Here is a 12,397-nt window from a genome sequence, read left to right as displayed (position 1 = left end):
GGATGCGTTTGGACGACGCCCTGCCCGTGATCTTCATGGCGCTGATGGGCGTGGCCATGCTGGTCTACGTGATCAGCGATGGCTATGACCTGGGCGTCGGCATGCTGATGCACCGGGCGGCCCCGGCCGAGAAAGACGTCATGGTGGCGTCGATCGGTCCGTTCTGGGATGCCAACGAAACCTGGCTGGTGCTCGGCATCGGCATCCTCCTCGTGGCTTTCCCTAAGGCGCACGGATTGATATTGACCGAGCTCTACCTGCCTGTCACGCTGATGCTGGTGGGGCTGATCCTGCGCGGCGTGGCGTTCGACTTCCGGGTGAAGGTGAAGAGCGCGCACAAGCCGATGTGGGACAACCTCTTCTTCGCCGGCTCGACGATCGCGTCGGTCTCGCAAGGCTGGATGCTGGGACGTTACATCAGTGGCTTCGGTACCGGTTGGAACTACCCCTTGTTTGCTGCGGCCATCGCCGTGGCGTTGCCGATGGCCTACGTGCTGCTCGGCGCGTGCTGGCTCGTCATGAAGACCGAGGGCGAACTCCAGCAGCGCGCGGTGCACTGGGCCAGGATCGCGTGGGCGCCGATGGTCTGCGGGCTGGCATTGATCTCGATTGCCACGCCGTGGATCAGCCCGGCGGTGCGCGAGCGCTGGTTCGTGCTGCCGCAGATCGTCGCCCTCGTCTCCATCCCGCTGGTGACCGGCGTGGCGCTCGTGGCCGTGCGCATGCTGCTGAACACCCGCGTGGTGCGCGGGCCGGTGAGCTGGCTGCCCTTCGTGCTGCTGATCGGGGTCTTTGTGCTCAGCTTCCTCGGGCTGGCCTACAGCATCTTTCCGTTTGTCGTGATCCACCGCCTGACGATCTGGCAGGCTGCCAGCAGCCCGGAGGCCTTGAAGGTGATCCTGGTGGGCGTGTGCATCTCGGTGCCGGCCATTGCCGGCTACACGGTGTTCTCCTACCGGGTATTCCGTGGCAAGACCGGCGAACTCCGCTATGCCTAGCTGGCCCCGGAACATGCTGCGGCGCGACACAACGCAAGGCCCCGTCGACGGCTTCGCGGGTTTCGCGCAGCCGTGCTCCGGGAGTACACTGCGTTCACCCGACCTGTGCCCGGACGAACACAGGTCTCGCTTCCATCACTGGTATCCGGACGACAAGTCCTCCATCGTTGAGGACCGCGGAGAAAGGGCTCGCGACATGAATCTCGGCCGTATGCGCATGGGCATCTGGTGCGGTATGGCATTGGTAGCGATCGCGCTGGCCACGTGGCTGGCCTATGCCATGGCGTTGCGCGCCGGGCTCGATCAGCTGCGGGTTGCCGCCCAGCATCGCCTCGATGTCGTGTCCGCGCGGCTTGACGGCGAGCTGTCCCGCTTCGATTACCTGCCTTCGTTGCTCGAATCCACCACGGAAGTCTTCGCGTTGCTCAGCCGGCCCGATGACGCGGCGCTCAAGCAGCAGGTCAGCCGTTACCTGCACGGCATCACCGCAACCGCCGGCGCGGACAACCTGTACGTCACCCAGCGCTCCGGCCTGACCCTGGCGGCGGCCGACTGGGACCAGCCGGGTACCCCGGTGGGCGCCGACCTCTCGTTCCGGCCGTATATGCGCGATGCGCTGGAGCACGGCCGGGGCCGCTTCTACGGCGTAGGGTTTACCTCCGGCCGGCCCGGCTATTACCTCGCCTACGCGTTGCAGCAGGGCGGCGCGCAGCGCGGCGTGGCCACGGTCAAGGTCAACCTCGACGCGGTGGAACGCAACTGGGTCCAGATCCCGGGCAAGGTGCTGGTGGTCGACACCCGCGATGTGGTCATCCTGGCGTCGCTTGCGCCGTGGCGGCTGCGCCCGCTGGCGCCGCTGACGCAAGCGATGCTGGCCGAGGCCGGCCTGGCGCGCACCTACGGCAAGTCCGACCTGATGCCGCTGGACTGGCAGGTACGTGCCCGGCTGGACGCGCACAGCATGCGCGTGCGCCTGGATGGCGTGGACTACCTGGCCTCGGAGCGCACGGTCAACCACGGCCTCTGGCGCATCATGCTGCTGGACGACGAACTGCCGGCGCGCAACCTGGCCCGCAACGCCGCCATCGGCGCCCTGCTGGCCTGCATGGTGATCCTGCTGCTGGCGCTGGTGATTGCGCTGCGCCTGCGCGCCGCGCAACAGCAAGCCGCCGCCCAACGCGCGCTGCGCGCCGCGCACGATGGCCTGGAGGCCAAGGTGCTGGAGCGCACGGCCGAGCTGCGCGCGCTGCAAAGCGACCTGGTCCACGCCGGCAAGCTGGCCGCGCTCGGGCAGATGTCCGCCGGCGTGGTGCATGAACTCAACCAGCCGCTGGCGGCCATGCGCACGCTGTCGGACAACGCCGAGGTGCTGCTGGAAAAAGGCCGGCTCAAGGATGTGGCGGGCAACCTCCAGCGCATCGCCAAGCTGATCGATCGCCTTGGCCGGCTGACGCAGCAGCTCAAGGTCTTTGCCTTCAAGTCCCAGGATGCGGTGCAGCCGGTCCTGGTACGCCAGGCGGTGCAGGACGCACTGCTCCTTGTCAGCACCCGGATGCGGGAGCGCGATATCACGGTCAGCGTGGCGATCGACCCCGACGACATCAGCGTCCTGGCTGACGAGATCCGCGTCGAGCAGGTGCTGGTCAACCTGCTGGGCAATGCCGCCGATGCCTTGTCGGGCGCGCCGGTGCGGGAGCTGGAGATCCACGCGGCCCGGCAAGAGCTGTTCTGCATCGTCACCATCCGCGACACCGGCCCCGGCATCCATCCCGACGTGCTGCCGCGCCTGTTCGACCCATTCATTACCACCAAGCCGGCGGGCAAGGGCCTAGGCCTTGGCCTGATGATCTCGGCGCACATCGTGCGCGAATTCGGCGGGCGCCTGTACGCCCGCAACCTTGCGCCTGCCGGTGCCGAGTTCGTGGTCGAGCTGCCGCTGGCGCCGTCGCATGAGAGAAAACCCAATGACTGACACCCATCCCATCCGCGTGGTTTTTGTCGAGGACGAGGAGGATGTGCTGGTTGGCAGCTCGCAGGCCCTCGAGCTGGCGGGCTTCGCTGTGGACGGCTTTGCGTCGGTGGAGCAGGCGCGCAGCAGCATCGGCATCGGCGAGCCGGTGGTGGTGGTCTGCGACGTGAAGCTGCCGGGCATGAACGGCGTGGCCTGGCTCAACGAGATCCGGCACATCGACCCCGACCTGCCCGTGATCCTGATGACCGGCCACGGCGATATCTCCATGGCGGTGCAAGCCATGCGCGAGGGTGCGTACGACTTTATCGAGAAGCCGTGCTCCTCCGAGCGGCTGGTCTCCGTGGTCAGGCGCGCCGCCGACCGGCGCAAGCTCAGCCTGGAAGTGCTGGGCCTGCGCGAGCAGCTGGAAAGCTGGCACGGGATCCAGGCCTGCCTGATCGGACGCTCCGCGCAAATGGAGCGGGTGCGCCGCGCCGTGCGCGCGCTGGCCGATGCGCCGGCGGACGTGGTGATCTATGGCGAGACCGGCACGGGCAAGGACCTGGTGGCGCGCTGCCTGCATGACCATAGCGCGCGCCGCACCGGCAACTTCGTGCCGCTGAACTGCGGCGGCCTGCCCGAAGCCCTGGCCGAGAGCGAGCTGTTCGGCCATGAGGTAGGTTCCTTCACGGGCGCCACGCGGCGGCGCTGCGGCAAGTTCGAGCATGCGCAGGGCGGCACCTTGTTCCTCGACGAGATCGAAAGCATGCCGATGTCGGTGCAGGTCAAGTTCCTGCGCGCGCTGCAGGAGCGCTCCATCGAACGGGTGGGGTCGAACGAGCCCATCGCGGTGGATTGCCGGGTCATTGCTGCCAGCAAGGAAGACCTGAAACTCCTCAGCGAGCAAAAAAAATTCCGTGCCGACCTGTACTACCGCATCGGCGTGGCCTTTATCGASCTGCCGCCACTGCGCGAGCGGCGCGAAGATATCCCGCTGCTGTTCGAGCATCTCATCCTGCAGGCCGCTACCCGCTTCAACCGGCCGGCGCCGGTGCTCGGGAACGCGCAGTTCGAGCTGCTGCTGTCCCATTCATGGCCTGGCAACGTGCGCGAGCTGCGCAATGTGGCCGACCGTTTCGTGCTCGGGCTGCTGTCCGACGATTTCGAGCTGCACGGCAGCCATGCCGAGCACGGCAACAGCCTGCCCGACCAGCTCGAACAGTTTGAACGGGTTGTTGTCATGGAGGAACTCAAGCGGAACAACTGCGATGTGGCGGCAACCGCCAGGGCACTTTCCATCCCCAAGCAAACGCTGTACTCCAAGCTGCGCCGTCTGCAGATCGCTTATGACAAGGTGCAGGCCGAGGAGTAACCCAGGCGTAGTCCACCTGCACAAACAGAGCCACCTGAGCTACCTGAACCAACAGAGCCGACAGAGCCACCATCGCCCCCGGTAGCGCGGGGGACGCCCCCTATTTTCAAGAATCAAGACTGACAGGTATTCCCCATGCTTTACCAATTCCACGAACTCAAGAGYGCCCTGCTGTTGCCGCTCACCGCGCTGGCACAAGCCACGTCGCGCACCTTTACCAATCCGCTCAGCCCGCTGTCCATGATGCCGGGCGCCAACCGGATGGCCGCCGGCTACGAACTGCTCTACCGCCTCGGCAAGGATTACAAGAAGCCGCCCTTCGACATCAAGTCGGTGCAATGCCACGGACGGGACGTTCCCATCGTGGAGCAGACCATCATGGACAAGCCCTTCTGCAGGCTGCTGCGCTTCAAGCGCTATGCCGACGATCCGCAGGTCATCGGGTTGCTGAAGGACGAGCCGGTGGTGCTGGTATGCGCCCCGCTGTCCGGCCACCACGCCACCCTGCTGCGCGATACGGTGCGAACCCTGCTGCAGCATCACAAGGTCTACGTGACCGACTGGATCGATGCCCGCATGGTGCCGGCGCAGGACGGCCCGTTCCACCTGACCGACTACGTGCACTACATTCAGGACTTCATCCGCCACGTCGGCGCGGAAAACCTGCATGTCATCTCCGTGTGCCAGCCGGCCGTGCCTGTGCTTGCCGCCATCTCGCTGCTGGCTTCCGCCGGCGAGGCCACGCCGCGGACCATGACCATGATGGGCGGCCCGATCGATGCGCGCCGCAGCCCCACTGCCGTGAACGCGCTGGCCACCGACAAGTCCTTCGCGTGGTTCGAGAACAACGTGATTCATACCGTGCCGGCCAACTACCCGGGACACGGCCGCAAGGTCTACCCGGGCTTCCTGCAGCACGCCGGCTTTGTGGCGACCAATCCGGATCGCCATCTCTCCTCGCATTACGACTACTACCAGAATCTGGTCGATGGCGACCTGGACGACGCCGAGGCCCACGTGCGCTTCTATGACGAGTACAACGCCGTGCTCGACATGGCCGCTGAGTACTACCTGGATACGATCCGCGATGTGTTCCAGGAATTCCGGCTGGCCAGCGGCACCTGGGAGATCGACGGCAAGCCGGTGCGGCCGCAGGACATCACGGGCGCGGCGCTGCTGACCATCGAGGGCGAACTGGACGACATCACGGGAGCGGGCCAGACCGCGGCGGCGCACGATCTTTGCGCGGGCATTCCCAGCGCGCGCAAGCAGCATGTGACGGCGCAGGGCTGCGGGCACTACGGCATTTTCTCCGGCCGGCGCTGGCGCGAAGAGATCTATCCGCAGCTGCGCGCGTTCATCGCCAGCTATCGCTGAGCCTTGCGGGCGCCTGCGGCCAGGCCGCAGGCGCCGAGGATGAATTCCGCAGACGCCGCCGGCGACGCGCGGCGGCGGCGCAAGCCCGACCGGAGCCCCTTAGTCCGTCGGTCCGTTAATCCGTTCGTCCGACTGGTCGGGGATGGCCCGTATCAGCTCATCGAGCTGCGCGCTCATGGGCAACCCGAGCCGCTCGCCGGTGGGCAGCTTGTTCATGAACCATTGCTTGTACGTGCGATCCAGTTCCCCGGACACGGCCATCTCTCGCACCGCCTTGTCCGCCACAGCGGCGAACTGCGGATCGCCCTTGCGGAACATGATCCCGTAGGGATCGTAGGAGAGGAAATCGCCGACGATCTGGAACCTGCCGCCAGCGCCGCTGCTGCGCAGAAAGCCGTACAGCAGCACATCGTCCCCCGCATAGGCGTCCGCGCCGCCGTGCTGCAAGACCTGGAACGCGTCGGCATGGTCCCGCGCCTTGATGACGTTCAGCTGCAGGCCGAAACGGGCCGAGAGCCGCTCAAGCGCTTCCACATTCGTGGTGCCGCCGGTCGCGACCACGGTCTTCCCCTTCAGGTCCTTGAACGACTTGATCGGCGAGCCCTTCGGCACCATCAGCTTGGTCCCGGCCACGAAGATCACCGGTGAGAACGACACGCGCTTCAGGCGCTCGACGTTCCTGGTGGTCGAGCCACATTCCAGGTCGACCTTGCCGGACGTGACCGCATCGAATCGATTGTCCGAGGTGACCGGTGTCCATTGAATGCTGACCTCGCGCCCCACCTCCTCCGCCGCCGCATCCACAATCGCGCGGCAGATATCGATGGAATAGCCGACCGGCTTGCCGAGCCGGTTCAGGTACGAGAATGGCAAGGACGACTCGCGGTAGCCGATGGTCAAGGTGCCGCTTTCCTTCGCCTTCTTCAGCGTGCCGGCCAGTTCCCCCGCCTGTTGCGCCGACGCCGCGCCGGCGGCCAATGCCGCGCACAGCGCAACGGCCGCCCACGCCACGATTCCCCAGCACCTGCGGCCGCCGCCGCCGCCGCCCACGCGTGCTCCATTTGAACGCATTTGATTTGCTCTCCTGCAGTGATCGTTCGCACAATGCCCGGCACACCACGCGGGAGGCCGCCTGCGAGACGCCCTCCCGCGCTGGCCGCTCAGGCCTGGACCGCGTCCGGCTTGCCGAGCGTGGCGCGCGCGTCAGATGCCGTGCTGTCGCCCTCGCCCTCCAGAGCCGACTCGCCCGCCAACTGGCCCTCCCACTTCGCCACCACGGCAGCGGCAATCGAGTTGCCTACCGCATTGGTCGCCGAACGGCCCATGTCCAGGAACTGGTCGACCCCCATGATCAGCAGCAAGCCGGCTTCCGGAATGCCGAACTGGTTCAGCGTGGCGGCAATCACCACCAGCGATGCGCGCGGCACCCCGGCCATGCCCTTGGACGTCAGCATGAGCAGCAGCAACATGGTGATCTGGGTACCGATCGGCAGGTGAATGTCGTAGGCCTGCGCGATGAACAGCACGGCAAACGTGCAGTACATCATGGTGCCGTCGAGGTTGAAGGAGTAACCCATCGGCAGCACAAAGCTGGAGATCTTGCGGCTGACGCCGAACCGGTCCAGCGCGGTGAGCATCTTCGGATAGGCGGCCTCCGAGCTGGCCGTGGAAAAGGACAGCAGGAAAGGCTCGCGAATCAGCCGGATCAGCGTGAACACCCGCTTGCCCAGGAAGAAGAACCCGGCCGCCACCAGCAGGCCCCACAGCACCAGCAGGCCAAGGTAGAAGCTGCCCATGAACTTCGCGAAGGTGATGAGAATGCCCAGCCCTTGCGTGGTCACGGTGGAAGCGATGGCCGCGAACACCGCCACGGGCGCCATCCACATCACGGCGCCGGTGATCTTGAGCATGGTCTGCGCAAGGTCGTCGATGACGCCGGCCAGCCGCTTGCCCGTCTCCCCCAGGGTCGACAGCGCGGTGCCGAAGAAGATCGAGAACACCACGATCTGCAGGATTTCATTGGTAGCCATGGCCTCCGCCACGGACCTCGGCACCAGGTGCGTAATGAAATCCTTCAGCGTGAAGGCGTTGGTCTTCAGGTTGGTGGCCGCCCCCACGTCCGGCAACGGCAGGCCGATGTTGTGGCCGGGCTGCAGCAGGGTGGCCAGTATCAGGCCCAGCGAGAGCGAGAGAAACGAAGCCACGATAAACCAGCCGAGCGCCTTCACGCCGACGCGGCCAACGGTGCTCGCGTCTCCCATGTGCGCGATGCCAACCACCAGCGTGGAAAACACCAGCGGTGCGATGATCATCTTGATCAGGCGCAGGAAGACATCGGTGAAGATCGATATATAGCCGGCGATCTCCTTGGCGGTACCGGGATCCGGGAAGGCCTTGTTACAGCTATACCCGACGATAACGCCGAGGATCATCGCGATGACGATGTAGGTGGTGATTGGGCGCTTTTTCTTCATGACTGCTCCTTGGATTCTTGTGAGCCTGCTTTTCCGAAGCCGCCACCCCCGGATCTGTTCAGGCGAATTGGGCCCCCGCGATCGCGTTCGGACCGCGTCCTGCTTGCGTTTGCGCGTATTGGATGGTTAGCCTGCGGCCAAAGGCAGCCCGGATTCGCCATGCATGCCCTCCCTCATGACTAAGAGACTAGGAAACTCACTGAAAACTGCCAACATCGTCGAGCATCCACCGGCGCGCCGGTGCCACCGCGTGCGGCAGCGCCGTGCTCTCCACGTCGAACTCGATCATCCGGGCGCCGGGCAGGAAATGACTGCAGGACTGCCTCCAGACGGCATCTGGCCAGACCATTTCGACGTTTTTCGCCAGGATCAGGCGCCCGTTGCCGTCGTAGGCGAAGGTCTCCGCTTGCGGCTCGGCGACCATGCCTTCCTTGTCCCGCAGGCCGGCGCGGCGGCGCGTTAGGCGGCCTGATGCGTCGAAGTCGAACGCCGTCACCAACAGGTTGGCGTCGATGACCTGCACAAGCACCCCGCTGGCCGGCTCGTAGTGGTAGCGGGTTGCCTTGCCGTCGAACCCGGTCTCATGCAGCAGGCGGCCTACCGGCTCGTACTGGAACTCGGTCCGGGCGCCGTTCTCGTTGGTGAGCGCAGCCAGCCGCCCCAGCTTGTCCCACTGATATGAAAATGTTGAATGCAGAATCCGAAAAAACCGATGCCATCCATCGCGGCATCGGCATGCAGATCGAGCAGCGTGAGGACGCCGCCGATGCGCAAGTCCCCGCCGGTTACGGCTCAGCACGCGGCGACGCAGGCGCGGATAGCGGACGAACCCCGCAGGCCCGGGTACAGCGCCGGCACCGGCTCAATGCCTGGTCCAGCTGCTGCTTTAGCGGTATCAGCAAGGCATGGAGGCGGCTATCGCCCGCGTGCAGGTTCAGCAGCGTGATGACGGATTCCAGATGCGCGCTGATGCGCAGCAGTTCGTGGCAGCCTTGGTGGGTCGCCTCGTGGCTCGAATCAGCTGCGTTGTCCGCCAGCAAGGGCTCGGCGATCAGCCTGGCTTCCAAGGCGGCTTCCCGTGCTTCGGCTGCGGTGCGCGGGCGACGTTGGCGGGCGGTCATGGGTACCTCCTGTCTTGTGATCGGATTGCGATCCTGGAAATCAGCGTTTCGATGGGCGGTGTTGACGAGCACCGTCCCGGCGCGAGGCAGAGGTGAGTTCTTGCACGGATAGGCGTGTGCATCCCCACCGCCTGCGGCTTTGCGGGCCGCGGTGCAGGTGTGAGGAACGGATGCGGCTCAGTACAGCGCTTGCACGCGGTTCACTGCCTGGTCCAGTTGCTGCTTTAGCGGCGCCAGCAGGGCATGCAGGCCGTTGTTGGCGGCTTGCTCGTCGGCTTGTAGCGCCAGCAGGAGCAGGAGGGATTCCAGGCCGGCGCTGACGCGCAGGAGGTCATGGCAGGATTGGTGGATGGTTTCGCGTAAGGCTGTGCGGTCAGCCTCGGTTACGTACTCTGACATCAACGACTCCATCAGTGGCGGCGTGTCGGCGGCATGTGAGGCGATGCGCACGAGCACGTCGGCCGATTGTTGGACGGGCGCCTCGCCCGTGAGGACCTGCGTGTCTGATAGACTTTCGCGGCTTGCATCCGGTGCAGAATGCGGCGCGACGATGTAGCCCTATTCGGGCTGGGCATCTGCGCGACTGCGGGTAGCTAGACGACCTGAGAAGGGCCATCTATTGATGTAGAGATGCTGGCATGCCGAACATCGCGTTTTGCGGTTGGGGCTGCGCTGCCGGCACAGCACAAGGTGTCGACCGTCGCAGCGTCCCGGGTGTCTATGGAAATCAATGTTAGCCAGTTTTGGCCATAAAAACAAGCCAAATGTAGCTATACGCATCCACCTCTCTCCATGCATGAGGGAGCGGTCGCTGTACACCTTTGATTTATTTGATTATTTCTAGTGAGCTGAGCCGGCGCTCGACAAGTTCGACCGCCCTCCCCTCATCTTGGAACTCGAGGAAAATGCAAGGACATGTCGCTCGTTGATCGGCTTCGGCAGTGCGCAGAGATAGCTGGAAGTGGCGATGAACTTGCCCGCAGGGCAGCTATCCCGAGGAGGACGCTGGAATACTATCTCGCTGGCGAGTCGGACCCCAAAGCCAAGCGGCTGACAGCGATCGTCGAGGCGACCGGCGTGAACGGGCACTGGCTGCTGACGGGTAGCGGCCCGATGCTGGCAAACGATGCACGGCTGCCATCGAATCGTGCGACGGCGGGGATGGATGCCAGCCGACTTGGTTCGGCGTTAGTCGAGGTGGAGCGGAGTCTTGCGGCCACGCAGCAACATGTGTCGGATGAACGGCGCGCCAAGATCGTGCTCTTGGTGTACGAGCACCTTGAGAGCGGAAAGACGCCCGAGGAGAGCGCCGCGTTTGCGCTGCAACTCATCGAGCTGACTAGTGGGCCGTAACGTTTGCTCTGGCCTATTTCTCGAGTTCCGCGCGTTCGCTACCGGTCAGTTTCATCACGCCTTCCATGGGCATAATGACACTTCCTATTTAGACGTTACGATCCACTAGCTGCCCGTCGAGGCATAGTGGCGCAGCCCGACACGCCACGCGCCGAAGGCCGCCAAGAGAAAAACGAAACCCGCCAGCGGCGATACCAGCCCTGTCCAGGCAGGCGCACCGAGTGGGTCAGGCTTGCCCAATAGGGTCAGCGCAGGGTAGTAGGCGACACAGGCCAGTGGCACGGCAAAGGTCAGCACGTACCGGAACCATTGCGCATACAAAGCCAGCGGATATTGCGTCGCCTGTACGCCGCCGTATGTCAGGACGTTGGCGATTTCGAGGCTCTCGATGGTCCAGAAAGACAACGTGCCCTGCAGTACCAGGATGCCCAGAAACAGCGCCACGCCGCCTGCGACCGCAAACAGGGCGATGGCGATTGACCCCGGTGTCCACGCGATGCCCACCTGCACCGTTGCGAAAGCCAATACCATCAGCCCTTGCAACAAGCGCCCCAGACGGCTGATGCGGACGTCGTGCCCCATCAATTGCAGGGCCAAGGGACGAGGCCGCAATAGCAATCGGTCGAATTCGCCGGTGCGCAGCAACGCCGTGCCCAACACGTCGAAGCCGCGCCCCAGGGCATCGGCGATGGCGAACATGCAGTTCACCAGCCCGTAGAACAGCGCCACCTCGCCAATTCTCCAACCCTGCACGTCGCCGAAGCGGTGGAACAGTGCCCAGACCGCGACCACCTCGACGCCGGTGACGAGGAACTGCCCCACCGTAAGCAGCAGCGCCGAGCCCGGATAGCGCGCCTGGCCGCTCAGCGAAGCCATCACCAGACGGGCGAACAATGCCAGCGATCCCATGCGCCTCAGCCGCCTTGCACGTCGAGCCGGCGCATCGTGCGGCTCATGGCCGCATGGCCAACCGTCACCAGCAGCACGATCCACAGGCATTGCAGGCCCAGCCCGCAGAGCATCTGCGCGCCGCCCAGCTGCCCGAAATAGATGCGCGCCGGAATATCCATCACGCCCGCTAGCGGTTGCACCAGCAACACGGTTTGCCAGGTGTCGGGCAGCAGTGCCAGAGGCAGCAGGTTCCCGGAGAACACGATGACAACCGGTCCCGCCAGCGTATTGATGCCGCGTTCGTTGAGCGCCGCTGCCGCCGCGATGTTGAGCAGCATCACCAGCGATGTGGACAGCAGCAGCGCGAGCAGCACCGAGGCGATGAAGCCCATGCCCGCAGCCAGTCCGGCAGGCGGCCGCCAGGCCCATTCGCCCAGCCCGGCAATTGGCAGCGCGATGCCGGCAAAGGCTAGCATCAGTGCCACACGCGGCAGCGCGCGCGCCGCCGTCCAGCCGGCCGAGCGTGCAAACCACAGCGCATAGGCATTCACCGGCCGCAGCCGGTCGTATGCCACGGCACCGGTGCGCACCGCCTGCGCCACCTCGGGGTCGCCCATCCACGGCAGCAGTGCGAGCAGGCCTTGGGCCAGCCATGTATAGGTGATGGCCTGCGCGAGCGACAGCGGCGCGCTCTGCGCCTGCGCGCCGCGGTAGAACGCCACCAGTACCATGATCTTGATTCCCCCCCACCAGCACTGCGTAACGAAGCCCGCGTATGCCGCCAGCCGGTACTGCAGCATCTGCAGGAACCGGGATCTGAACGCGGCGAGATAGGGACGCACGAGTTCGCGCGGCGCCAT

Annotated in this window: 12 protein-coding genes; 5 read left to right on the top strand and 7 right to left on the bottom strand. The window is 65.1% G+C overall.

The features are described 5' to 3' along the window. Window positions 1–2: 2 nt before the first annotated feature. The 4 genes from AB4061_RS04305 (at window position 3) to AB4061_RS04290 (ending at window position 5,698) form a co-directional block, all read left to right on the top strand. On the top strand, window positions 3–998 hold the full coding sequence (locus AB4061_RS04305) for a cytochrome d ubiquinol oxidase subunit II (protein WP_441631473.1): 996 nt from the start codon (window positions 3–5) through the stop codon (window positions 996–998). 196 nt (window positions 999–1,194) lie between these two features. Next, window positions 1,195–2,970, top strand: coding sequence for a sensor histidine kinase (locus AB4061_RS04300; protein WP_441631201.1), 1,776 nt, complete (start codon window positions 1,195–1,197; stop codon window positions 2,968–2,970). Next, on the top strand, window positions 2,963–4,321 hold the full coding sequence (locus AB4061_RS04295) for a sigma-54-dependent transcriptional regulator (RefSeq protein ID WP_441631199.1): 1,359 nt from the start codon (window positions 2,963–2,965) through the stop codon (window positions 4,319–4,321). The genes AB4061_RS04300 and AB4061_RS04295 overlap by 8 nt, the downstream gene beginning before the upstream one ends. Before the next feature lie 135 nt (window positions 4,322–4,456). Next, window positions 4,457–5,698, top strand: coding sequence for a polyhydroxyalkanoate depolymerase (locus AB4061_RS04290; RefSeq protein ID WP_441631197.1), 1,242 nt, complete (start codon window positions 4,457–4,459; stop codon window positions 5,696–5,698). Between the two features lie 99 nt (window positions 5,699–5,797). On the opposite strand, the gene AB4061_RS04285 is transcribed toward AB4061_RS04290, so the two are convergent. The 5 genes from AB4061_RS04285 to AB4061_RS04265 form a co-directional block, all read right to left on the bottom strand. Next, window positions 5,798–6,748: an amino acid ABC transporter substrate-binding protein gene (locus tag AB4061_RS04285; RefSeq protein ID WP_441631195.1), complete on the bottom strand. Its 951-nt coding sequence runs from the start codon at window positions 6,746–6,748 to the stop codon at window positions 5,798–5,800. A 110-nt stretch (window positions 6,749–6,858) separates the two neighbouring features. Next, the gene (locus AB4061_RS04280) at window positions 6,859–8,172 is read right to left on the bottom strand and encodes a dicarboxylate/amino acid:cation symporter (RefSeq protein WP_441631193.1); all 1,314 of its coding nucleotides are present in this window, start codon (window positions 8,170–8,172) and stop codon (window positions 6,859–6,861) included. Window positions 8,173–8,368: 196 nt separating this feature from the next. Next, window positions 8,369–8,971 carry a hypothetical protein gene (locus tag AB4061_RS04275; protein ID WP_441631191.1) on the bottom strand — a complete coding sequence of 201 codons (603 nt, stop codon included), beginning with the start codon at window positions 8,969–8,971 and terminating at the stop codon, window positions 8,369–8,371. Then, window positions 8,958–9,293 carry a DUF1484 family protein gene (locus tag AB4061_RS04270; protein ID WP_441631189.1) on the bottom strand — a complete coding sequence of 112 codons (336 nt, stop codon included), beginning with the start codon at window positions 9,291–9,293 and terminating at the stop codon, window positions 8,958–8,960. The genes AB4061_RS04275 and AB4061_RS04270 overlap by 14 nt, the downstream gene beginning before the upstream one ends. Window positions 9,294–9,470: 177 nt before the next feature. Further along, window positions 9,471–9,692: a DUF1484 family protein gene (locus tag AB4061_RS04265; RefSeq protein WP_441631187.1), complete on the bottom strand. Its 222-nt coding sequence runs from the start codon at window positions 9,690–9,692 to the stop codon at window positions 9,471–9,473. A 516-nt stretch (window positions 9,693–10,208) separates the two neighbouring features. Here AB4061_RS04265 and AB4061_RS04260 point away from each other — a divergent pair. Then, the gene (locus tag AB4061_RS04260; RefSeq protein WP_441631185.1) at window positions 10,209–10,646 is read left to right on the top strand and encodes a hypothetical protein; all 438 of its coding nucleotides are present in this window, start codon (window positions 10,209–10,211) and stop codon (window positions 10,644–10,646) included. Between the two features lie 105 nt (window positions 10,647–10,751). Here the strand turns inward: AB4061_RS04260 and AB4061_RS04255 are convergent, their stop codons facing one another. Continuing rightward, entirely contained in the window at window positions 10,752–11,555 is an 804-nt protein-coding gene (locus AB4061_RS04255; RefSeq protein WP_441631183.1) for an ABC transporter permease, read from the bottom strand. Between the two features lie 5 nt (window positions 11,556–11,560). After that, window positions 11,561–12,397, bottom strand: coding sequence for an ABC transporter permease (locus AB4061_RS04250; protein ID WP_441631471.1), 837 nt, complete (start codon window positions 12,395–12,397; stop codon window positions 11,561–11,563).

The sequence above is a fragment of the Cupriavidus sp. YAF13 genome, from assembly GCF_052113425.1.
GTDB lineage: Bacteria > Pseudomonadota > Gammaproteobacteria > Burkholderiales > Burkholderiaceae > Cupriavidus.
The sequence above is the reverse complement of the archived record's forward strand: the minus strand, read 5'-3'. Positions and strand labels throughout refer to the sequence as shown.